Origin of the sequence: Mycobacterium sp. BK086, from assembly GCA_004362315.1 — a bacterium.
In the GTDB taxonomy this organism is placed as follows: Bacteria; Actinomycetota; Actinomycetes; order Mycobacteriales; family Mycobacteriaceae; genus Mycobacterium.
The window spans coordinates 446,979-468,782 of record SNWL01000006.1 but is presented as its reverse complement, the minus strand read 5'-3'; the positions used below and the strand labels follow the sequence as shown (position 1 = coordinate 468,782).

Below are 21,804 nucleotides of genomic sequence, written 5' to 3'. Positions count from 1 at the left end.
GTGGTCAGCCGGTGAAGGCGCGTCGTCGGCGACCTTAATTGAACATGAAATCACCTGAAGAGAATCTGTCAGCCCACCTGCGAAGCGAATACACACCCGCCAGAGCGGGTAGAGCCCTGAACGAGGCGCACAAACCCCGCGCCGACACCAATTCGTCAACGCATAAGGGGAAAAACGCGATGACCACGCCAGACACCACCACTCTGCTCGCCCAGCTGCGGGCGGTGCTCGATTTGACCAACACCGAGATCCAGATTGCCGAGACCAGGGTGGCGCAGGCGCGTACCGATGCGGTGCGTACCGAGCTCACCCAGAACGCTGCCAACGGCCGTGAACGGGCCGAGGCCATCGAGGGCGCCATCCGCGACCTCGGCGGCTTCCCCGATGTCATCGGACCGTTCCTCGGCCGTGCCGCCGCGGCGGTCAAGGCACTCACCGAGCAGGCGCAGCCGTTCGACGAGGCGCTGCTGGGCGACCTCGCGCTCGAGGGTCAGCTGCTCGACCGGTCGCGCTATCTGAAGGCATTGGCTGTGGCGGCCAAGCAGCCCGAGGTCGAAAGCCTGGCCAACCGCTTGATCACGGCCCACTCGGCCACCGTCGACTGGCTGACCACCGTCCTGGCCGAGGACGCACTGGGCGGGCCCGCCGCGCTCAAGCGCACCCCGCTGCAGATCCTCACGGGCCTGACGGTCCGGGTGGCCAACTGGCCGGTGATCTCCTCGGTCCGCGGCATCGACCGCGCGCTGGACACCCTGCGCAACAGTCGTCCCGTCGTGGACCAGCTGGTCACCCGTGGCCAGCATGCTGGTGAAGTGGCCGTGAAGGCGGCGGCCGGAGCTCGTGACGCCGCACTGGAGACCGCCGAGAAGGTGGCCCGCCGCGAAGGTGCCGACGGCGCAGCCGACGCCCTGCATTCGCTGCGCAGTGTCACCGGCGTGCTGACGCCCGAGGAGCTGCCCATCGACGGGTATGACGAACTCAACCTCAACGACGCCGTCGCCGCGGTGAAGGAACTCGAGGATCCCGCCGATATCCGTGCCATCGTCGCCTACGAGGAGGCGAACAAGAACCGGGCGCGCCTGGTGTCCGCCGCTCAGACCCGGGTGGCCGCCATCGCGCAGGAGATCGTCGGCATCGACTGACCCCGCGCGCGCCGAACCCCGATGATGGTGGGGTGTCCGAACAACGGAACCGTAAGGTCGCCATCGTCGGGGTCGGCAGCGTCGGGACGGCGATCGCCTACGCCTGCCTGATCCGCGGATCGGCGGGCGCGCTCGCGCTCTACGACACCAACGCCAAGAAGGTCCGTGCCGAGGTGCTCGACCTGAACCACGGCAGCCAATTCGTCCCGCACTGCACGGTGTCGGGGTCCGACCAGATCGACGTCACCGCCGGATCGGCGATCGTCGTGGTCACCGCGGGCGCCAAACAGCATCCCGGGCAGAGCCGGCTGGACCTGGCTGCCACGAATGTGGCCATGGCCCAACACCTCACGCCGCAACTGCTGGCGCTGTCCCCGCACGCGGTGATCATCTTCGTCACCAACCCCGTCGACGTCGTCACATACGCCGCCGCGCACGCCGTCGATGCGCCGCCGGGACGGATCTTCGGATCGGGAACTGTGTTGGACAGCAGTCGGTTTCGGTTCCTCATCGCCCAACGCGCCGACATGGCAGTCGGCAATGTGCACGGTTTCATCGTCGGCGAGCACGGCGACTCGGAGATCTCGCTGTGGTCGAGCGTCTCGATCGGCGGGATGCCTGCCGATCAGTTCCGCGCCGACGGCGCGGCGGTGTTCGACGAGGCCGCCCGAACCGGCATCTCGGCCGAGGTGGTCAATGCCGCCTACGAAATCATCGAAGGCAAGGGGGCGACGAACCTGGCGATCGGTCTGTCCACCGCCCGCATCATCGAGGCGGTGCTCGGCGACCAGCACCGGGTCCTCCCGATCTCGACCGTTCAGCGTGGCTCGTACGACATCACCGATGTGGCACTCTCATTGCCGACGGTCGTGTCGGCGTCCGGCGCCGGTCAGGTGTTACAGGTGCCGCTCTCGGTACCGGAACTGCTCGGCTTGCAGGCCTCCGCGACTACCCTGCGGACCGCGCAGGAGTCGCTGGGTCTATAGCTAAAGGGATTCGGGTAGACCGAATTTCGCGAACAGGCTGGTGTCCAGGAAGGCCACGACGTGCGAGATGCCGTCGGGGCCGAGGTCGAGCACATGAAGCTGAAAGGGCACCCAGCGGCCGTTGGTGTCGGGCAGCCGCATGTACATGGCGGCGGCGGGCTGACCATTGGCGGTCAGCGGTAGCAGACGCATGTCCTCGGCCTTCTCCGCCGGGCAATTGTGGTGAATGAGCGCACCGATGGCGGGGCCGCCCCGATACCAGCTGTCGAACGGCGGCATCTCCCAAATCGCTTCGGCGGTAAACATTTCCACCAGCCGCTCGATGTCGTAGTCCTCGAACGCCGAGATGTAGCGGGCCAGCTGCTCGCGGGCTTCGGCAGAATCCGGCGGCGACAGCTGATCGTCCTGGCTGGGGCCGACGGCGTCGAGCTGGGCGCGGGCGCGTTGCAACAGGCTGTTCACGGCGGCGACGGAGGTGCCGATGGCGTCGGCCACTTCAGCGGCCTTCCACTGCAACACATCACGCAGTACCAGAACAGCCCGCTGGCGCGGCGAGAGATGCTGCAGCGCGGCAACGAAGGCCAACCGCACCGACTCCCGGGTGCCGACGATCGTCAAAGGGTCTGCCGGGTCATCCGATGCCGAATCGGGTAGCGGCTCCAGCCACAGCACCTCGGACCGCTCGACCAGCTCGTCGGTGGGTTGCGAGTCCGGCGCACCCAGACCCGTCGGCAGCGGCCGGCGCTGCCTGCCCTCCAACGCGGTCAGACAGGTGTTGGTGGCGATGCGATGCAGCCAGGTGCGCACCGAGGACTTGCCCTCGAAGCGGTCATAGGACTTCCACGCCCGCAGGAACGTCTCCTGCACCAGGTCCTCGGCGTCGTGCAGCGAGCCGGTCATCCGGTAGCAGTGGGCCAGCAATTCGCGCCGGTACGGCTCGGCCTGCACCAGGAAATCGCCCCGGTTCGGGTCGAGCCCGTCATCCAGATCATGTGCGAGCACGCTCACACCGACCGAGCTTACGCACGCGCACCGACAAGAGGAGGGGGCTGCGCTCCCGATAGGCTCCCTTGATGGTCACAACGCGCACCGAGCGGACGTTCGACGGAGTCGGTGGCGTTCGCATCGTCTACGACGTGTGGACACCGGACACCGAGCCGCGCGGGCTCGTCGTGCTCTCCCACGGCCTGGGCGAACATGCCCGCCGTTACGACCACGTCGCCGAGCGGTTCGGTCAGGCCGGCCTGCTGACGTATGCGCTCGACCACCGCGGCCACGGCCGCTCCGGCGGAAAGCGGGTGCGCGTCAGGTCGATCGACGAGTACACCGGCGACTTCGGCACCCTCGTCACAATCGCCACCACCGAGCACCCGGGCCTGAAGCGAATCGTGCTCGGCCACAGCATGGGCGGCGGCATCGTGTTCGCCTGGGGTGTCGACCACGCGGACGACTTCGACCTCATGGTGCTGTCCGGCCCGGCCGTCGCGGCCCAGTCGGGGGTGTCCCGCGGCAAGCTCCTGCTGGGCAAGGCGGTGGGCTCGCTGCTGCCGGACCTGCCGGTCGAGGAGCTCGATTCCAACGCGATCTCGCGCGATCCCGAGGTGGTCGCCGCCTACAACGCCGACCCGCTGGTGCATCACGGCAAGATTCCCGCCGGCATCGCCAAGGCGCTGGTGAGCGTCGGCGAGACCATGCCGCAGAAGGCCCGCAAGCTCACCAAGCCGCTGCTGGTGGTGCACGGCGCCGAAGACGCGCTGGTGCCCGCCGCAGGCAGTGAGCTGCTGGTCGACTGCGTCGGCTCCACCGACGTGCACCTGAAGGTGTACCCGGAGCTGTACCACGAGGTGTTCAACGAGCCCGAGCGCGACCGGGTGCTAGACGACGTGACCGCCTGGATCGAGGCCAGGCTGTGAGCTTGCGCCGTCGCCTCGCCCTGGCGGCGATGGCGCTGGCACTGGTGGCCGGTTGCTCGTCGCACACCGAATCGGCCACCACCTGGGTCGAGGACGAGGTGACGTTCGACGCCGACGGGCTGACCATCCACGGCACCTACCGCCATCAGAAGGGCAACCAGCAGGGACCCGCCGCGCTGCTGATCTCGGAGAGCGGCCGAACCGACCGCAATGGCGACAACAATGTCGCCGGGCCGATCGGCAACATGCGTCAGCTCGCCGGTTACCTGTCTGATCACGGGGTGGCCTCGCTGCGCTACGACAAGGTCGGCACCGGGCAGACCGGCCTGGGCCCCTACGAGGATCACCGGCAGGACGTGGGCAGTGCGGTCTACACCACCGGGGCGAAGGCAGCCGTCCGGTTCCTGGCCGGGCAGTCCGGCACCGACAAGGAGCGCATCTCGGCCTACGGGCTCGGCGAGGGCTCCGTCTTCGCGATGAGGCTGGCCGACGACACCTCCGCAGGCGCCCCCAAGATCCATTCGCTGGGTCTGCTGCAGCCACTGGCGGGCCGCTATCTCGACCTGATCAGCAATCGGGTCCGAGCCGACATGGCCGCCGCCGTGACGAGTGGCCAGAAGATCCAGCCGCAGGCCGATTCGACGATCGCCGCGTGGAACGCCGCCGTCGACCAGATCCGGACCAAGGGCACCGTGCCCGACAACCTGCCCGACGGCCTCAACGCGATCGTCAACGCCGGCAACGTCAAAGCCGTGGTCGAGGCCGACGCCATCGATCCGGTGGACCTGGCCGCCCGCATCCCCGCCGGTACGCCGGTGTTGCTGACGTGCTCGGACTCCGACGGTCAGGCCAAGTGCGCCGATATGAAGCCGCTCGCCGACGCGCTGGGCCACACCTCGCTGAGCCTGGTCGAGCTGAAGGGCGTCAACCATGTGTTGCGCGACGATCCGACCGACAACATCGCGGCCTACTCGAAGCCGGGACCGCTCTCGCCGCAGCTGACGGCAGCGCTGGACACCTTCGTCAACAAGTGACCCTTCGCGTGGAGTGCCGCCGTCAGACCGCTCGGCTAGGTTGCCAAGCGTGACCGACGACAAGATGCTGGCGCGGATCGCGGCGCTGTTGCGGCAGGCCGAAGGCACCGACAACGTCCACGAGGCCGAGGCCTTCATGGCCGCCGCGCAACGGCTGGCCACCGCCACCTCGATCGACCTGGCCGTTGCCCGCGCGCACTCCGCCACCCGGTCGGCCGCCCAAGCGCCGACCCAGCGGACCATCACCATCGGCGAACCCGGTGCGCGCGGGTTGCGCACCTACGTGCAGCTGTTCGCCGGTATCGCGGCGGCCAACGACGTGCAGTGCGATGTCGCCTCGAACTCGACCTTCGTCTACGCCTACGGCTTCACCGAGGACATCGACGCCAGCCACGCGCTGTACGCGAGCCTGGTGGTCCAGATGGTTCGGACCTGCGACGCGTACCTGGCCACCGGAGCGCACAAGCCGACGCCGACGATCACCGCGCGGCTCAACTTCCAGCTGGCTTTCGGCGCCCGTGTCGCCCAGCGCCTGTCGGCGGCGCGGGAGGAGGCCCGCCAGGAGGCCACCCGGGATCGCAAGACCGCTCCCGGCACCGCGATTGCGCTGCGCGACAAGGAACTCGAACTGCGCGACCACTACCGGCAGAACTCGAAAGCCCGCGGGACCTGGCAGGCCAGCCGCGCATCGGCGGGCTACTCCTCGGCCGCCCGGCGCGCGGGCGACCGAGCGGGCAAACAGGCCCGGCTGGGGTCCAGCCCTGAGCTGCCGGGGGCGCGGACCCGGCTGCCCAGGTGACGGCGCGCGACAGCCAGCGCGCCCGCGTCTACGCGGCCGAAGAGTTCGTCCGCACGCTGTTCGACCGTGCCGCCCAACACAGTTCCCGCACCATCGACTTTTTCGGTGCGCAGCTCACCCTGCCCCCGGAGGGGCGGTTCGCCTCGATGCCGTCGGTCCAGCGCTACGTCGACGATGTTCTCGCGCTGCCCGCCGTGACCGCCCGTTGGCCCGCGCCGGGACCGCTCCGCGTGCGGGCCCGACGTGCCGCCAGCGCCGCCCACTACGAAAATGCCGACGGCACAGGGGTTATCGCAGTGCCGGACCGAGACTCCGCTGATTGGGCGATGCGTGAACTGGTCCTGCTGCACGAGATCGCCCACCATCTGACACCGCAGGGCCCAGCCCACGGTCCGGACTTCGTCGCGACGTTCTGCGAGCTGGCCGCCCTGGTGATGGGCCCGGAAGCCGGCCATGTGCTGCGCGTCGTCTACGCCAAGGAAGGTGTCCGCTGAGCGGCTCGGCGGACGATACTCGAGGCATGCGCCGTGAAGTGACCACCGTTGCCGAACTTCGGGACATCGTGGGCGAGCCCGATCACTACGTCGCCAACAAGGTCAAGGACCGGCTATCGCCGGTTCAGCGCGATTGGCTGGCACATTCGCCGCTGGCGTTCGTGGCGACCACGGGTGAGCAAGGGCGCGTGGACGTTTCCCCGAAGGGCGACCCGCCGGGCTTCGTGCATGTGATCGACGACCAACGGATCGCGATCCCGGATCGCGTCGGCAACAGGCGGGTCGACGGCTACCTCAACCTGCTACAACGTCCGCAGGTCGGAACCCTGTTTGTGATTCCCGGCCGCGGCGACACCCTGCGCATCAACGGGCGGGCCCGGATCCTCGCCGACGCCGACTACTTCGACACGATGATCGTGCAGGGCAAGCGGCCCCTGCTGGTGATGGAGATCGACATCGAAGAAGTGTTCTTCCACTGCTCCAAGGCGTTCCTGCGATCCGACACCTGGAAGCCCGAGACCTGGAACCCGACCGCCTTGCCCACCGTGGCCCAGATGGCCCGGGCCTTGCGGACGGACTGGACCGACGCCCAACTCGAGGAGCGCTACAGCGAGGACAACATCCGGCGTTCCATGTACTAGCCGACCCGAGCGACCTCGACCGGCAGGGCGTTGAGCACCGCGGTGCCCGACAACGGATCCAGCAACGTGCCGTCATTGAGGTTGTTGACGTTCACGCCCGGCTCCCGCGCCGCCACCTGCATGCGGGTGCCCGGTTCGGTGTGACCCCAGCCGTGCGGCAGGGACACCACACCCGGCCGGATCGCGTCGGTGATCTCAACGGGCACTTCGAGTTTCCCGCCCGGACCGGTCACCACAGCCATGTCGTCGAGGCCCAGCCGCGCGGCGTCGTCGGGATGGATCTGCAGCGTGCAGCGGTTGGAGCCGCCGGACAGGGCGGGCAGATTGTGCATCCAGCTATTGTTGGAGCGCAGGTGGCGCCGGCCGATCAGCAGGAATCCCGGTTCCGATGACAACGATGCCAACAGTCGCGGGATGTCGGCGAGGATCACATCGTGGTCCAATTCGACTGTCCCGGAGGGTGTTCGGAGTACCTCGGGGATGCGCGGGACCAGCGCGCCGAGGTCGACCCCGTGCGGAGCGTCCTTCACCGTCTGCAGGGTGAGGCCGTCGGGGTCGGCGCCGAACCCGTCACCGAACGGGCCCAGCCGCAGCATCATGTCGAGGCGTCGCTCGTAGCCCCGGCCGTCGGGGAGCATTGCGGTCAGTTCCTCGACCGAGCGGCCGGCGACGGGGGAGTGCTCGTCGGCGACCTCTTTACCGAGCGTGGATCCGATGACCTGGTCGTCGACCAGTGTCGGATCGGCGTCGGGGCCCATGCCGAGCACGATCAGGGCCAGCCGCGAGAGAATTTCGCACTCGTCGGGCCTGCCCTCGGCCAGCGGCAGCACCGGCGGGGAGAACCGCGCGTTGTTGCGCACCACCGCGCCGCTCAGCGCGAGGTCGAAATGTGCTGCGCGAGAAGGCGGAGGCGGCGGAAGGATCACGTCGGCGTGCCGCGTCGTCTCGTTGAGGTACGGGTCCACCGACACCATGAAGCCGACGCTGTCGAGGGCATCGGCCAGCCGTGCCCCGTCGGGCGCGGACAGCACAGGGTTGCCCGCGATCGTGATCATCGCCCGGATCTGGCCCTCGCCGGGGGTCTCGATCTCCTCGGCCAACGCGACCGCGGGCAGCTCGGAGAGTACCTCGTTGTGGCCGGATACCCGGCTGCGCCAGCGGCCGGTCTTGAAACCGCGGCCGGGCCTCGCCGGTCGCGGGGCGCCCGCGATCGGCGAACTGGCGAACATCACCCCGCCGGGCCGGTCCAGGTTGCCGGTCAGGATGTTCACCACGTCCACCAGCCAGCTGGTGAGGGTGCCGAACTCGACGGTCGAGGTGCCGATCCGGCCGTAGACCGCCGCACTGGGCGCCGCGGCGATTTCGCGTGCGAGGGTGCGGATTTCGTCGGCGTCCACTCCGCAGTGCCCGGCGACGGCATCCGGCGTGAAGTCCTGCGCGGCCGCCCGGACCCGATCGAGCCCGGTGACGTGATCGGCGAGGCGGCCGAGGTCGACCAGATCCTCGTCGAAGAGGACGTGCACGATCGCGAATAGCAGCGCGGCGTCCGAGCCGGGTCGCACGGCCAGGTGGCGATCGGCCAATTCGGCGGTACGGGTCCGGCTGGGATCGATCACCACCAACGTGCCGCCGCGCCGCCGCAAGGCCTTGATCTTTCCGGGGAAATCGGCGGCGGTGGCCAGAGAACCGTTGGACACCAACGGGTTTCCGCCGATGACCACGAGGTAGTCGGTGCGGTCGAGATCCGGGACCGTGAACGCCACCGGGTTGCCGTAGAGAAAGCCGCACGAGACGTGCTTGGGCATCTGATCCAGCGTGCTGGCGGAGTACACCTGGCGGGTACCCAGCGACTTGATGACGACGGGTCCGTAGAGCGAGCCGGCGATGGTGTGCGCGTTCGGGTTGCCCAGGTAGACGGCGACCGATGCGCCGCCGGTCTCGCCGATGACGCGCTGTAGTCCTTCGGCCGCCGCGGCGAAGGCTTCGGGCCAGGTGGTCTCGACCAGTTCGCCGTCGCGGCGCACCAGTGGGTTCTGCAGCCGGTCGGGATCGTTGTCCAGCTCGGCGAAGCTGGCGCCCTTCGGGCAGATGAAGCCGTGGCTGAAGACGTCGTCACGATCGCCCCGGGCCGCGGTGACCCGGTCGGTGTCGTCGATGGTGAGGACCATCCCGCAGGTGGCCTCGCACAGCGGACAGATTCGCAAAGCGGTGCGGCTCATGCCTGCCACTGTGCTCTGTGGCTCACGCTGCTGGCAAGCCCAACCAACCGGATGGTCAGATTCCTGCTAGCTCGACCAGACCGGTGAGGCCAAGGCCGCGTGGAGCGCGGCCACGATGCGGTCGCGGTGACTGTTGAATCGCTCGGTTGGCGCGGGCACCGAGATCGCGACGATATTGCCGCCGATCGCGCGGCCGGCGATGCCCGCGGCCGAGATGCCGTGGGTGTGTTCGTCGCGGTCGAAAGCGATTCGGCTGGTGCGGATCTCGCGGACTTCGGCGCGCACCCGGTCCGCTTCCGGCGGATCGAGGGCAGCCACCGCGGAGTCGACGTCGGCGTCGTCGAACAGCGCCAGTGCGGCCTTCCCGTTCGCCGTGTCGGAGAGGGTGAACCGCCCGCCGATCGCCGAGACGGCGCGCAGCCGATGCGGCGATTCGATCTGGTCGATGAACAGCATCTGGCCGCCGCGGAACACCGAGAGGTCGGCGGTTTCGCCGGTGGCCTCGGCGACGCGTTCCAGGGTGGGCCGGAATGCGGACGTGATGTGCGCGGCGTTGGCGTTGGCCAGGCCGAGCAGTCGCTCGCCAAGGATGATGCGGCCGTCGTCGTCGACCGTGGCGAATCCCACCTCGACCAGGCCGAACAGCAACCGCCGCGCGGTGGATTTGGCCAGCCCGAGGCGGCTGTGCAGGTCGACAAGGCGGAGGCGCCCAGGAGCAGTGGCGATCTCGTCGAGCGCGGCCGCAGCGCGGCGGAGCACCTGAATGCCGTCGTCGCGGGTGTTGGCCGAGCGTCCGTCATCGGCCACGGAAATTTTCGGATCAGTCAACTGACGTCCCTTCCCTCGCCGTTCTCACCACGGTAGTGTGCCGCAATACGGATTATAGCGTTCCGCTATGTGAACCATAGGAGGCTTTCGTGGGGTCACTTCCTGAGGGTCGTCATTTCTTCCGAGGCGACGATGGTTACGAAGAGGCGCGTCGCGACACGGTGTGGAACCAGCGCGTGCCCGACCGCTATCCGGACGTCATCGTCCACGCGGTCGACGCCGACGACGTGGTGGCCGCCGTGCGCTACGCCAAGGCCAACAACAAGCAGGTCAGCATCAAGTCCGGCGGGCACAGCTGGGCGGCCAGTCACCTGCGCGACGGGGCGGTGCTACTCGACATGAGCCGGGTGGACCAGACCAGCATCGACACCGACAAGAGGACCGCGGTCGCCGGCCCGGGCAAGGGCGGCAGCGTGCTGGCCGCCGAGCTCGACGCCGTGGGGTTGTTCTTCCCCGCCGGCCACTGCAAGGGCGTCTGCATCGGTGGTTACCTGCTGCAGGGCGGCTACGGCTGGAACAGCCGGGTCGTGGGCCCCGCCTGCGAAAGCGTGATCGGCCTCGACGTGGTAACCGCCGACGGCGACCAGATCTACATCGACGCCGACAACCACCCGGATCTGTACTGGGCAGCCCGCGGTTCTGGACCGGGCTTCTTCGCCGTGGTCACCGCGTTCCACCTCAAGCTGTACAAGAAACCTGCCGTGCTGGGCAGCAGCTTCTACGCCTATCCCATCGAACTCGCCGACGACATCTTCACTTGGGCGCGCAACATCTCCGCCGATGTGGACCGCCGCGTCGAGCTGCAGATCGTGGCCACCAGCAGCGTGCCGAACGCGGGCATAGACCAGCCGGCGATCGTGATGGCCTCACCGGTGTTCGCCGACACCGAAGCCGAGGCCAAGGAGGCCTTCGGCATCCTGGACCGCTGCCCCGTCGTCGACAAGGCGCTGGCCGCGTTCCCGTATGCGCCGATGGCCCTTGCTGATTGGTACACCGCGGTGATGAGCAACTATCTCGAGGACCATCGGTACACGGCTGACAACATGTGGACCAACGCCTCGGCCGCCGAGCTGATGCCGGGTATCCACCGCATCCTGGACACGCTGCCGCCGCATCCGTCGCACTTCCTGTGGCTGAACTGGGGTCCCTCGCCGGAGCGTCAGGACATGGCCTACAGCCTGGAGAGCGAGATCTATCTCGCCCTCTACGCCGGCTGGATGGACCCGGCCGACGACGAAAAGTACGGCGACTGGCCACGTTCCAACATGGCGTCGATGGCGCCGTTGGCCACCGGCATTCAGCTGGCCGACGAGAACCTGGGCAAGCGGCCGGCGAGATTCGCCACGGACGACAGCATGGCCAAGCTCGACCGGGTACGGGCGCAATACGACCCCGACGGCCGGTTCCACAGCTGGATGGGACGACTCTGATGGCCGAGACGTATCTGGGCTACCGGGCCGGCGACGGCGACACCGCATGGGGCAAGTACTTCAACCCGGAGATGGCCGAGCTGCCCCGGCACGCCGTCGTCGCGCTCGAGCACGGCCCGCAAGCCGATCAGGTGATGCTCGGATTCGATTCCGCGGCAACCATTCTCGACGAGGGATACCAGCAGACGGAGAACGGTTACGGCGAGCTTCGCGGCGGCGGCTTCCACGTCGCGATCCGCACCGACATGCCCGGCGTCACACCGGCGATGTGGGACTGGTGGTTCGCCTGGCACGGCAGCGAGTCCACCCGATACAAGCTGTGGCATCCGCGCGCGCACGCCTCCGCGCGCTGGGGTGACAGCGACGGCACCGGGTACGTCGGGCGTACCTCGATCATCGAGGAGTACCTGGGCTCGGCATACGCCAAGGCGGCCATCCAGTTCCTGGAGCCGTCCGCGCTGGGCCTCGACGCGTCCCGGCTGGGCGATGACCTCGCCGTGTGCGCGCGGCTGGGCTCCAGTGAGGTGCCGGTGGACACCGGCTGGTTCGTCCACCACGTCCGGGCTGTTCCCGGCGGGGCCGAAATGCGGTCCCGATTCTGGATGGGCGGTCCGTACACCGGTGTGCGGCGCGGCAACCGATTGACCGATTCGGTGATCCGGCCGATCGCGGCCCACCAACTGCCGGACCCGCGCGACCTGCTGGTGCACTGCTCACAGGAGATGAACCACCTGGCCGGCATCCTGCCCGCGATCTACGCCGAGTTCGCTGCCACCTGATCGCGGCGTGCTGCCGCGCGCGGAGTTTGCCAAATCCCCACCACCGCCAACCTGAGGGGTTATCTTCGGCGGGAGCAGCCTCAGGGTCGGATAAAGGGGTGGGGCAATGGTAGCTGCAGCGTTGATGGGCAGGATTCGGCGAGGATCGAAGGCCGGGGGTAGGAAGGCCGCGCTGGTCGGTGCATCGGCCGCCACCGCCGTCGCGATGACGATGGGTACGGTCGCGCCGCCGGTGGCGCCTTCGGCAAACGCCGCACTCACCCTCGACACGACCACCACCGGCCCGCTGCTGTGGCTTGCCGACCAGCTCGGGTTCAAGAGCTACACCTTCGACAATGTGCCGGTGGTGGGGTCGATCACGCTCGCCTTCGACTACAACCGGGCCGATCCCGTCGGGCTGTACAACGACCTGAATGCGGCGACGTTCGGCGGCTTCAACCCGATCAACGCCTCGTTCACCCGGCCCAACATTCTGGCCACCAGCCCGACCGGGCCGCTCATGGTTGCCTCGGGCACCGGCGTGCCCGCCGCGCTGGCGGCCTACCAGGCGATGCTGGCGAGCGCCAATGGCAACACCCCGGCCGGCTACACGCCACTGACCCCGTCGGGGAAGGTGAACATCTTCACCGGCAGTTCCTGCACCACGGGTCCGACCTGCGCGCAGGGTTATAACGTCACATACCTGCCGATTGCGTTGGTGCGCAACCCCGAAACGCCGAATGGCGGGCTGTACTCGCGTTTCGCGCCGGTCTTCAATCTGTTCGGGATGAACCCGGTCAGCCCCAACGCACAGTCCGGCGGGAGCGTCGGTATCAAATTCTCCAGCGGGTTCGTCAACGTCGCGCTCGGCTATGACATGTTGTCGGACTTCCCCGAGACGCTGAACCCGTTCGCGCTGGCCAACTCGTTCATGGCCAGTGTGCTGCCGACCTACCTGCTGGGCGGCGCGGAGTTGAAGGGTGCTGATCTCCCCACGATCGAGGGCAATCTGATCGCGCTGCTGACCCTGGGCGTGCCGAGCACCTCCTACAGCACCCTGGTGTCCACGGATCTTCCGCTGCTGGAGCCGCTGCGCCTGCCGTCGCGCATCCTCAACGAGGTCTTCAAGGCGGCGAAGATCCCGATCACGTTGGGCACGCCGCTGGCCGATGCGCTGCAGCCGGCGCTGTCGATTCTGGTCAACATCGGCTACACCGACGTGCAGACGCCGAGCGAGGGCGGCACCTACAACCGGACGTATGACCAATCGGGGCAATATGTTCCGTTCCTGTCGCAGGCGACGCTGACGCCGCAGGAGTGGGCAGCGGTTCCCCGCGATGTAGTCAAGGCTCTGTTCACCGGGTTCCGCGATGTGTTGACCGGCAAGCCGATGCAGTCGCCCAATACGCCGGATCCGGTGACGCCGGTGGAGCCGGAGCCTGCGGCCGCGTTGTCGACCACGCCGGTTGCCAGCGCGGCGACGACGTCTCCCACCGCCAAGTCCGCCAAGCCGTCGAAGAAGCTGAGTTCGACGACGAGCAAGAAGAGTTCAGCGCCGAAGGCGTCGGCGAAGAAGGGTGTCGGCGGATCGAAGCGAGCCGCCAGCTAGCCGAGTGTGCTTGTTGTGCACGGATTTCCAGTGAAATCAATGCACAACGAGCACAGTGGGTGACGGGCTACCCGCAGACGGCTCCGGTCGCGGCCGAGCCGACGAGCTTGATGTACTTGGCCAGCACGCCGGTCTTGTACACCGGCGGCAGCGGCTCGAAACCGACCTTGCGAGACTCGAATTCAGCCTCGTCGACCAGCAGGTCCAGCGTGCCCTTGCCGACGTCGAGCCGGATCTTGTCGCCGTCCTTGATGAAGGCGATCGGGCCGCCGTCGACGGCTTCGGGCGCGATATGCCCGACGCACAGACCCGTCGTGCCGCCCGAGAACCGGCCGTCGGTCATCAGCAGCACGTCCTTGCCGAGGCCCGCACCCTTGATGGCGCCGGTGATCGCGAGCATCTCGCGCATGCCCGGGCCGCCCTTGGGGCCCTCGTAGCGGATGACGACCACGTCGCCGTGAGTGATGGTGCCGTCCTCGAGAGCGTCGAGTGCTGCCCGCTCACGCTCGAAAACCCTTGCGGTGCCTTCGAACACATCGGAGTCGAAGCCGGCCGACTTGACCACCGCGCCCTCGGGAGCCAGCGAGCCGTGCAGGATCGTGATGCCGCCGGTCGGGTGGATCGGATTGTTCATCGCGCGCAGCACCTTGCCGTCGGGATCCGGCGGCTCGATGTGCGCGAGGTTCTCGGCCATGGTCTGGCCCGTCACGGTGAGGCAATCACCGTGCAAGAGGCCAGCGTCCAACAGAGCTTTCATCACCACCGGCACACCGCCGATCTCGTCGACGTGCTTCATCACGTGGCGACCGAACGGCTTGACGTCAGCCAGGTGCGGCACCTTCTGCCCGACCCGGGTGAAGTCCGCCAGCGAGAGCTCGACTCCTGCCTCGGCGGCGATCGCCAGCAGATGCAGCACCGCGTTGGTGGACCCGCCGAACGCCATCACCACGGCGATGGCGTTCTCGAACGCCTCCTTGGTGAGGATGTCGCTGGTGGTGATGCCGCGGCGCAGCATCTCGACAACGGCCTCACCGGACTTGCGCGCGTACTCGTCGCGGCGGCCGTCGATGGCGACCGGGGATGCGCTGCCCGGCAACGACATTCCCAGTGCCTCGGCCGCCGAGGCCATCGTGTTGGCGGTGTACATGCCACCGCAGGCGCCCTCGCCGGGACAGATCGCGCGTTCGATGATGTCGACGTCCTCGCGCGACATCAGTCCGCGCGCACACGCTCCGACAGCCTCGAAGGCGTCGATGATCGTGACTTCCTTCTCGCTACCGTCGGTGAGCTTCGCGACGCCAGGCATGATCGAGCCGTTGTAGAGGAAGACGCTCGCCAGGTTCAGGCGGGCCGCGGCCATCAGCATGCCGGGGATCGACTTGTCGCAGCCGGCCAGCAGCACCGATCCGTCCAGGCGCTCCGCCTGCATGACGGTCTCGACGCTGTCGGCGATGACCTCGCGGGACACCAGCGAGAAGTGCATGCCCTCATGACCCATCGAGATGCCGTCGGACACCGAGATGGTGCCGAACTCGAGCGGGTAGCCGCCGGCGGCGTGCACGCCGGTCTTGACCGCCTGCGCGAGCCGCTGCAGCGACATGTTGCACGGGGTGATCTCGTTCCACGACGAGCCGACGCCGATCTGCGGCTTGGCCCAGTCGTCGTCGCCCATGCCTACCGCGCGGAGCATGCCGCGCGCGGCGGTCTTCTCCAGACCGTCGGTGACGTCACGACTGCGGGGCTTGATATCGGGCGTTTGAGTCACCGGACAAGTATGCCGTGGTCGTGGGTGGTCACCAAATTCTTTTGATACCCCCGAGGGGTATTCAGGTACGGTGGGCTCATGATGTCCACGCCCGTCCGCTTCGTGGCGGTCACCGCAGCCCTGGCCACCGCCGTCGTCGTCTCCTCGTGTAGCAAGTCCGAGGATCACAGCGAGCACGACCACCCGGCGACCACCACCAGTTCTACCGTGGCGGCGCACAACGCCGACGACGTCATGTTCGCGCAGATGATGATCCCGCATCACCAGCAGGCCGTTGATCTCGCGGCCATCGCTGCCGTACACACCACCAACCAGGCCGTCCGCGCCCTGGCGGGCAAGATCTCCACCGAGCAGCAGCCGGAGATCAACGCGATGAAGGCACTGCTGCTGCAGTGGGATGTCGACCCCAACGCGATGCCCGAGCACGGCGGCCACGGCGCCGGCATGCAGGGCATGGTCGATGACGCGACGATGACCAGACTCAAGTCGCTCAACGGGCCGCAGTTCGACACACTGTGGCTGCAGGCGATGATCGGCCATCACCAGGGGGCCATCGAGATGGCCAAGGCCGAGATCGCGAACGGGCAGAGCGCCGACATGACCGCGATGGCCAAGACCATGATCGCTGCGCAGCAGGCCGAGATCGACCAGATGAAGCAGATGCTGGGAGGGTAAATGACTGGCGCACATGGATATTCGGCGCGCAAGGAAAACTACGCCAAGCGGCTGCGCCGAATCGAGGGCCAGGTCCGCGGCATCGCCAAGATGATCGACGAGGACAAGTACTGCATCGACGTGCTGACCCAGATCAGCGCCGTCAACAGTGCGTTGCAGTCGGTGGCGCTGGGTCTGCTCGATGAACACCTCGGCCATTGCGTCAGCCATGCCGTCGCCGAAGGTGGCGACGAGGCCGACAAGAAGCTGGCCGAGGCCTCGGCCGCGATCGCCCGGTTGGTTCGCTCCTGACCTAGGCAATGTCCGCCGGTTTCGGACGGGCAGCCGATACCGTGGCCGGGTGTCCTCAGTGCCGATTCGCACCGGCCCGTGGACACCGAGGGTGACGGCGGCGTTGGCCGTGCTCGCCGCGGCGGCGTTCATCTATGTCACCGCCGAGATCATGCCGGTCGGTGCCCTGCCCGCCATCGCACGCGACCTAGACGTCAGCGAGGCCGTGGTCGGCACCCTGCTGGCCAGTTATGCCCTGGTCGCCGCGGTGGCCACGATGCCGCTCGTGCGGTGGACGGCGACCTGGCCGCGGCGGCGCACCCTGATGTGGACGCTGGCCTGCCTGTCGGTGTCGCAGTTGATCTCCGCACTTGCGCCGACGTTCACGGTGCTGGCCGTCGGCCGAGTGCTGTGCGCGCTGACCCACGGACTGATGTGGTCGGTGATCGCGCCGATCGGCGCGCGCCTGGTGCCACCCAGCCATGCCGGTCGCGCCACCATGGCCGTCTACGTCGGCACCGGGCTGGCCCTGGTCGTCGGCAGCCCGCTGACCGCGGCGATGAGCGAACTGTGGGGCTGGCGGCCGGCGGTCGGTGCGATCACGGTCGCGTCGGTGGTGGTGCTGGTGGCGGCGCGGATCGCACTCCCCGCGATGGCGATGGAAGGTGCGGCTGAGGGCGTCCACCCGCAGCGGGGCGGCCACCACCGCAATCGGCCGCTGGTGATGCTGTGCGCGCTGACCCTGGTGGGTGTCACCGCCCATTTCATCTCCTACACGTTCATCGTGGTGGTCATCCGCGATGTGGTCGGCGTGCACGGCGCGCATCAGGCCTGGCTGCTTGCCGCCTACGGCGTCGCCGGGTTGACCGGCATGGCGCTGTTGGCGCGGCCGGGGGACCGGCGGCCGAAGCTCGCGGTCGTGGGATGCCTCGCGGGCTCGTCGCTGGCCTTCGCGACGCTGGCGGCGCTGGGCTACGCCGACCGGCATGTCCTGGCCGCGTCCCTGGTGGGGGCGGCGGCGATCATCCTGTGGGGGTCGACGGCCAACGCGATGCCGCCGATGCTGCAAGCGGCCGCCATGCGGCACTCGCCGGACGACCCGGACGGCGCCTCGGGTCTGTACGTGGCGATGTTCCAGGTCGGCATCATGGCCGGATCGCTGACCGGAGGCGTGCTCTATCAACGGGCCGGGGTGGCCGCCATGCTCACCGCGTCGGGTGCCTTGATGCTGGCGGCGTTGGTCTGCGTGATGTTCAGCCGAGGGCTGTTCGCTCTCGCTCCGGCTACCAGCGAAAAGTAACGCTTGTCACCGTCTGCCCGACTATCTGCACAGTTCAGAGCGTTGACGGGGTTCGAGGCCAGGTTCGCTGGCGAATGAACTCTTCAGGCGCACCCAGCGTGTTATGCGAGACTGGGTCAACGTCGGTACGAGGGAGTTTTGGTTATGACGCTGCGGGTGAAGGGGGCGATCGCCGCCACGTTATGCGTGGTCGGAGTGGCCGCCGGAATCAGTCTCGGCAGCGGATCGGCACTGGCCGATCCCGACCAAGCGCCCACCGATCCCGGGATCGTGGACGTGCCGCCGGCCCAGGTGCCGCCGCCCGATCCGTTCGCGCCGCCGCCCGCCGACCCGGCCGCGTTCCCGCCGCCTGCACCGGCACCCGATCCGTTCGCACCCCCGCCGCCTCCGCCGGCTGATCCGTTCGCGCCGCCGCCGGCTGACCCGCTGGCCGCGCAGCAGACCGCGCCTCCCGCCGGCTCGGTCAAGGGCCAGAACCCGCTGCCCTACACCGGCGACCCGGTGTTCGCGCCGCCGTCATTCAATCCGGTCAACGGTGCGATGGTCGGTGTCGCCAAGCCGATCATCATTAACTTCGCCCGTCCGATCGCCAACCGGCCGATGGCCGAGTCGGCGATCCACATCTCGTCGGTGCCCCCGGTTCCGGGTGCGTTCTACTGGACCACCGACACCCAGGTGCGCTGGCGGCCCTACGCCTTCTGGCCGCAGGGCACCGTCGTCAACATCGACGCCAGTGGCGCGAAGTCCAGCTTCCGCGTGGGTGACGCCCTGGTGGCCACCGTCGACGACAAGACGCATCAGATGACCGTGACCAAGAACGGCGCGGTGGTGAAGACCATGCCGGTCTCGATGGGCAAGCCCGACGGCAAGCACGAGACCAAGAACGGCACCTACTACGTGCTGGAGAAGTTCCCGGACATCATCATGGACTCGGCCACCTACGGCGTGCCGAACACCTCACCCGAGGGATACAAGCTCAAAGTCCAATACGCCGTGCGCATCGACAACAGCGGTGCCTTCGTTCACAGCGCCCCGTGGTCGGTGGCCGACCAGGGCAAGCGCAACGTCAGCCACGGCTGCATCAACCTGTCTCCGGACAATGCGAAGTGGTTCTACGACAACTTCGGCAGCGGCGACCCGATCGTGATCAAGAACTCGGTGGGGCTCTACAACAACCCGGACGGCGCCGACGACTGGCAATGGCAGCTGGCTTAACCGGGCTTAGCAAGCTCAAAGCTTAGGCACAGCAACGCCCCTCACAATGGGGTTCGTGCCGCCATCAACGTCGCCGACACCGACGCCCGCGCCGCCGGCACCCTTGCCGCAGCTACCCGCGCCTGACATGCACCAGTACGCCCACGGGGTTTCACTGCTGGGCGGCTGGTTGCCGTTGACTCTCGAGATCGTCGCGGTGGTTGCGCTACTAGTCGCGATCGGCTGGCGCAGGACCCGGCGCTGGTGGCTGGTGTGGTTGCCGATCTGCGTCGTGGTCGGTGTGCTCGGCGCGTTGGCCGCATTCGAATACATCAACTCCGAAGGCTTGGCATCGGATCCGGCGCCCTTCTACTTGTGGATCTGGATCGGGGTTTTCGCCGCGGGCATCGCGGTGGCGGTACTGGGCTGGCGCGGAAATCCTTGGTGGCGACGAGGTGTCGCGCTGCTGGCGATTCCGTTGACGCTGCTGACGGCGCTGCTCGCACTGAACAAATGGGTGGGCTACTACCCGAGCGTGCAGACCGCGTGGGGAGCGCTGACCGCCGGTCCGTTGCCGAATGAGATCGACGCCGCCGACCTTCCTGGCCTGCGGAACACCGTGCAGACCACGGGCAAACTGGTCGAGGTCGACATTCCCTCTGATGCAAGCGGATTCAACCATCGCAACGAGTACGTCTACCTGCCGCCGGCCTGGTTCGCCGGCCCCACCCCGCCGACGCTGCCCGTCATCATGATGGTGGCCGGCGAGTTCAACACGCCCGCTGACTGGCTGCGTACCGGCAATGCGATGCCCATCATCGACGGGTACGCCCAGAGCCATGGCGGCCAGGCGCCGATCTTCGTGTTCGTCGACACCGGCGGGAGTTTCAACAACGACACCGAATGCGTCAACGGGCCGCGCGGCGACTCCGCCGACCATCTGACCAAAGACGTCCGGCCTTATGTCATAGACCATTTCGGCGTTTCCGACCAGGCCGCCAACTGGGCGATAGTGGGCTGGTCGATGGGCGGCACCTGCGCGATCGACCTGACCGTGATGCATCCGGAACTGTTCAGCACGTTCGAGGACATCGCCGGTGACCACGGGCCGACCGCTGGTACCAAGGATCAGACGATCAGCCGCCTCTACGGCGGGAACGCGGCGGCATGGGATCAGTTCGACCCGCAGACCGTGATGCTCAAACACGGTCCCTATCAAGGGGTCGCGGGCTGGTTCGAGGACACCGTCAAACCCGCCAACGCCGCATCGCCCTACGGCGGTGGGCACCGGCCGACGTCCGACGCGCCCGCGGGCTTCGGCGGCCACGACGACGTCCGCGACTCCGACGAGGCCGGTGCGGCCGACGACCTGTGCGCGACCGCACAGAAGGTGGGTATCAGCTGCTCGGTGCACCGGATCATCAGCGGGCACACCTGGCAGTTCGCCGAGCGGTCGTTCTCCGACGCCCTTCCGTGGCTGGCAGCTCAGATCAAGACGCCGGGTTCGGCCCCGGCGCCGAACGCCTGACACCCACCGCTGCCGCGGCAAGGCAGGCCAGCGCGACGATCGCCGCGAACCACGGGAACACCTGTGCCAGTGGCCATTTGGTGGCGGCCCAGCCGGCTGCGATCGTGGGCAGCGCCATCGCGGTATAGGCCAGCAGATAGAACGCCGACATCGTCTCGCCGCGCCGGTCGGCCGGCACCACGTCGGACAGGTGGCGTAGCGAGCCACCGAACCCGAGCCCGAACGTCGCGCCCAGCAGGGCGGCCGCGACGAACACCAACGCCCAGTGATGAGTGTGCAGAACGGGAATCGTCAGCAGCAGCGCGCCGGCCATCCCGATGTCGCCGATCACCGCGGAGCGTCGAGCCGGCACCCGGGTGGCAACCAGTTGGGCCATCGCCGCCGAGAACGCCGTCACCCCGACCACGCCGCCACCGAATACCAGGTTGTGCACGTGGGTCTGCTCGGCGGCCAGTGACGGATACAGCGACAACAGCACACCCAGCACCGACCACGACGCCATCGCGCCCAGGGCGGCGAACCAGAAGTCGTCGCGAATCTGTTGCGGCACAGCCGGCTTACTGATGCGGATGCGGCCGCCGGTACGCCCGGCATGCGTCTCTCGTAGCGCCACCACACCGACGCCGACGACGGCGCACACCACGGCGACGACCGCATACGGGGTGCGCAGCGGGTGGGCGACGTATTGGGCCAGCACCGACGAGCCGACGATCGCGACGGTCATGCCGATGTTGAAGCTGACTCCGCTGAGCTGTCCGGACCGCACACCGTGGTGTGGCCGCAGGTCCAGCAATGCGGCCGCGGCGGCCACCACGATCGAGCCCACCGCGGCGCCATGAATGGTCCGGGCCAGCAGCAGCATCTCGATGCTGTCGGCGATCAGGAAGATGCCGAGGCCGGCGATCAGGGCGATCAGCGCGCCGAGCAGGACGGGCTTACGGCCGACGACGTCGGAGATCCGGCCGGACACCAGGACCGCCGCCAGTGCGGCGAAGGCGTACACCGCGAAAACGATGGTGGTGGCCAGCGGGGTGAGATGCCAGTTCGACTCGTAGATGCCGTAGAGCGGCGCGGGCAGGCCCGAGACCCCTAGCGCGACGCCGCTGAGCACGAGAAGCAGCGGGTACGCCCAGCGCTGACCGGTGACGTGACTCGCGTGTGGCTCGTCAACGCAGGCCATGACGACTCCCGTATGTTTGACAGCTATCGAACTTGCTTG

At 68.0% G+C, this 21,804-nt stretch carries 19 protein-coding genes, 1 tRNA gene and 1 pseudogene; 16 read left to right on the top strand and 5 right to left on the bottom strand.

Annotated elements, in window-relative coordinates:
• Nucleotides 1–179 precede the first annotated feature (179 nt).
• Both EV580_RS22940 and EV580_RS22935 read left to right on the top strand, forming a co-directional pair.
• Nucleotides 180–1,142 carry a ferritin-like domain-containing protein gene (locus EV580_RS22940; protein WP_133693894.1) on the top strand — a complete coding sequence of 321 codons (963 nt, stop codon included), beginning with the start codon at nucleotides 180–182 and terminating at the stop codon, nucleotides 1,140–1,142.
• 32 nt (nucleotides 1,143–1,174) lie between these two features.
• Nucleotides 1,175–2,128 (top strand): L-lactate dehydrogenase, encoded by a 954-nt coding sequence (locus EV580_RS22935; protein ID WP_133693892.1) that lies wholly within the window; start codon nucleotides 1,175–1,177, stop codon nucleotides 2,126–2,128.
• Here the strand turns inward: EV580_RS22935 and EV580_RS22930 are convergent, their stop codons facing one another.
• Nucleotides 2,129–3,136, bottom strand: a complete 1,008-nt coding sequence (locus EV580_RS22930) for a sigma-70 family RNA polymerase sigma factor (protein ID WP_370581501.1) — start codon at nucleotides 3,134–3,136, stop codon at nucleotides 2,129–2,131.
• 65 nt (nucleotides 3,137–3,201) lie between these two features.
• On the opposite strand from EV580_RS22930, the gene EV580_RS22925 reads away from it, so the two are divergent.
• The 5 genes from EV580_RS22925 to EV580_RS22905 are packed head-to-tail and all read left to right on the top strand — an operon-like array spanning nucleotide 3,202 to nucleotide 7,009.
• On the top strand, nucleotides 3,202–4,041 hold the full coding sequence (locus EV580_RS22925) for an alpha/beta hydrolase (protein ID WP_133693891.1): 840 nt from the start codon (nucleotides 3,202–3,204) through the stop codon (nucleotides 4,039–4,041).
• 29 nt (nucleotides 4,042–4,070) lie between these two features.
• Nucleotides 4,071–5,075: an alpha/beta hydrolase family protein gene (locus EV580_RS22920; RefSeq protein ID WP_133694152.1), complete on the top strand. Its 1,005-nt coding sequence runs from the start codon at nucleotides 4,071–4,073 to the stop codon at nucleotides 5,073–5,075.
• A 49-nt stretch (nucleotides 5,076–5,124) separates the two neighbouring features.
• The gene (locus EV580_RS22915) at nucleotides 5,125–5,874 is read left to right on the top strand and encodes a DUF2786 domain-containing protein (RefSeq protein WP_133693889.1); all 750 of its coding nucleotides are present in this window, start codon (nucleotides 5,125–5,127) and stop codon (nucleotides 5,872–5,874) included.
• Nucleotides 5,871–6,368: a TIGR04338 family metallohydrolase gene (locus EV580_RS22910; RefSeq protein WP_133693887.1), complete on the top strand. Its 498-nt coding sequence runs from the start codon at nucleotides 5,871–5,873 to the stop codon at nucleotides 6,366–6,368. The genes EV580_RS22915 and EV580_RS22910 overlap by 4 nt, the downstream gene beginning before the upstream one ends.
• A gap of 26 nt (nucleotides 6,369–6,394) precedes the next feature.
• Nucleotides 6,395–7,009, top strand: coding sequence for a pyridoxamine 5'-phosphate oxidase family protein (locus EV580_RS22905; protein WP_133693886.1), 615 nt, complete (start codon nucleotides 6,395–6,397; stop codon nucleotides 7,007–7,009).
• Here the strand turns inward: EV580_RS22905 and EV580_RS22900 are convergent.
• Nucleotides 7,006–9,228 (bottom strand): molybdopterin oxidoreductase family protein, encoded by a 2,223-nt coding sequence (locus EV580_RS22900; protein WP_133693884.1) that lies wholly within the window; start codon nucleotides 9,226–9,228, stop codon nucleotides 7,006–7,008. The genes EV580_RS22905 and EV580_RS22900 overlap by 4 nt on opposite strands.
• A 66-nt stretch (nucleotides 9,229–9,294) precedes the next feature.
• The gene (locus EV580_RS22895) at nucleotides 9,295–10,056 is read right to left on the bottom strand and encodes an IclR family transcriptional regulator (protein WP_221217414.1); all 762 of its coding nucleotides are present in this window, start codon (nucleotides 10,054–10,056) and stop codon (nucleotides 9,295–9,297) included.
• A gap of 89 nt (nucleotides 10,057–10,145) precedes the next feature.
• On the opposite strand from EV580_RS22895, the gene EV580_RS22890 reads away from it, so the two are divergent.
• The 4 genes from EV580_RS22890 (at nucleotide 10,146) to EV580_RS33845 (ending at nucleotide 14,051) form a co-directional block, all read left to right on the top strand.
• On the top strand, nucleotides 10,146–11,486 hold the full coding sequence (locus EV580_RS22890; RefSeq protein WP_133693882.1) for an FAD-binding oxidoreductase: 1,341 nt from the start codon (nucleotides 10,146–10,148) through the stop codon (nucleotides 11,484–11,486).
• Nucleotides 11,483–12,265 (top strand): DAPG hydrolase family protein, encoded by a 783-nt coding sequence (locus tag EV580_RS22885; RefSeq protein ID WP_255496821.1) that lies wholly within the window; start codon nucleotides 11,483–11,485, stop codon nucleotides 12,263–12,265. Before EV580_RS22890 ends, EV580_RS22885 begins: the two co-directional genes overlap by 4 nt.
• A gap of 106 nt (nucleotides 12,266–12,371) precedes the next feature.
• Nucleotides 12,372–13,853 carry a PE-PPE domain-containing protein gene (locus EV580_RS22880; RefSeq protein ID WP_133693878.1) on the top strand — a complete coding sequence of 494 codons (1,482 nt, stop codon included), beginning with the start codon at nucleotides 12,372–12,374 and terminating at the stop codon, nucleotides 13,851–13,853.
• Nucleotides 13,854–13,952: 99 nt separating this feature from the next.
• Nucleotides 13,953–14,051, top strand: a tRNA-Thr gene (locus tag EV580_RS33845).
• Nucleotides 14,052–14,595: 544 nt separating this feature from the next.
• Here the strand turns inward: EV580_RS33845 and EV580_RS34670 are convergent.
• Nucleotides 14,596–15,453 (bottom strand): annotated as a pseudogene (locus EV580_RS34670) (dihydroxy-acid dehydratase domain-containing protein); the annotation flags it as partial.
• 243 nt (nucleotides 15,454–15,696) lie between these two features.
• Here EV580_RS34670 and EV580_RS22870 point away from each other — a divergent pair.
• The 5 genes from EV580_RS22870 (at nucleotide 15,697) to EV580_RS22850 (ending at nucleotide 20,585) form a co-directional block, all read left to right on the top strand.
• Complete coding sequence (locus EV580_RS22870; protein WP_133693874.1) at nucleotides 15,697–16,293, top strand: DUF305 domain-containing protein; 597 nt, start codon at nucleotides 15,697–15,699, stop codon at nucleotides 16,291–16,293.
• Nucleotides 16,294–16,584, top strand: a complete 291-nt coding sequence (gene ricR, locus EV580_RS22865) for a copper-sensing transcriptional repressor RicR (protein WP_133693872.1) — start codon at nucleotides 16,294–16,296, stop codon at nucleotides 16,582–16,584.
• 58 nt (nucleotides 16,585–16,642) lie between these two features.
• Entirely contained in the window at nucleotides 16,643–17,863 is a 1,221-nt protein-coding gene (locus EV580_RS22860) for an MFS transporter (protein ID WP_133694148.1), read from the top strand.
• A 144-nt stretch (nucleotides 17,864–18,007) separates the two neighbouring features.
• On the top strand, nucleotides 18,008–19,078 hold the full coding sequence (locus EV580_RS22855) for a L,D-transpeptidase (RefSeq protein ID WP_133693870.1): 1,071 nt from the start codon (nucleotides 18,008–18,010) through the stop codon (nucleotides 19,076–19,078).
• A 46-nt stretch (nucleotides 19,079–19,124) separates the two neighbouring features.
• A complete protein-coding gene (locus tag EV580_RS22850) occupies nucleotides 19,125–20,585 on the top strand; it encodes an alpha/beta hydrolase (RefSeq protein WP_183504279.1) in 1,461 nt (486 codons plus the stop codon).
• On the opposite strand, the gene EV580_RS22845 is transcribed toward EV580_RS22850, so the two are convergent.
• Nucleotides 20,548–21,765, bottom strand: coding sequence for an MFS transporter (locus tag EV580_RS22845; RefSeq protein ID WP_133693869.1), 1,218 nt, complete (start codon nucleotides 21,763–21,765; stop codon nucleotides 20,548–20,550). The genes EV580_RS22850 and EV580_RS22845 overlap by 38 nt on opposite strands.
• Nucleotides 21,766–21,804 lie beyond the last annotated feature (39 nt).

Excerpts from the sequence above, each read along its gene's own strand:
- EV580_RS22940 (WP_133693894.1), top strand. The coding sequence starts at position 180 with ATGACCACGCCAGACACCACCACTCTGCTCGCCCAGCTGCGGGCGGTG.
- EV580_RS22925 (WP_133693891.1), top strand. The coding sequence starts at position 3,202 with ATGGTCACAACGCGCACCGAGCGGACGTTCGACGGAGTCGGTGGCGTT.
- EV580_RS22920 (WP_133694152.1), top strand. The coding sequence starts at position 4,071 with ATGGCGCTGGCACTGGTGGCCGGTTGCTCGTCGCACACCGAATCGGCC.
- EV580_RS22905 (WP_133693886.1), top strand. The coding sequence starts at position 6,395 with ATGCGCCGTGAAGTGACCACCGTTGCCGAACTTCGGGACATCGTGGGC.
- EV580_RS22900 (WP_133693884.1), bottom strand. The coding sequence starts at position 9,228 with ATGAGCCGCACCGCTTTGCGAATCTGTCCGCTGTGCGAGGCCACCTGC.
- EV580_RS22880 (WP_133693878.1), top strand. The coding sequence starts at position 12,372 with ATGGTAGCTGCAGCGTTGATGGGCAGGATTCGGCGAGGATCGAAGGCC.
- EV580_RS22870 (WP_133693874.1), top strand. The coding sequence starts at position 15,697 with ATGATGTCCACGCCCGTCCGCTTCGTGGCGGTCACCGCAGCCCTGGCC.
- ricR (WP_133693872.1), top strand. The coding sequence starts at position 16,294 with ATGACTGGCGCACATGGATATTCGGCGCGCAAGGAAAACTACGCCAAG.
- EV580_RS22855 (WP_133693870.1), top strand. The coding sequence starts at position 18,008 with ATGACGCTGCGGGTGAAGGGGGCGATCGCCGCCACGTTATGCGTGGTC.
- EV580_RS22850 (WP_183504279.1), top strand. The coding sequence starts at position 19,125 with ATGGGGTTCGTGCCGCCATCAACGTCGCCGACACCGACGCCCGCGCCG.
- EV580_RS22845 (WP_133693869.1), bottom strand. The coding sequence starts at position 21,765 with ATGGCCTGCGTTGACGAGCCACACGCGAGTCACGTCACCGGTCAGCGC.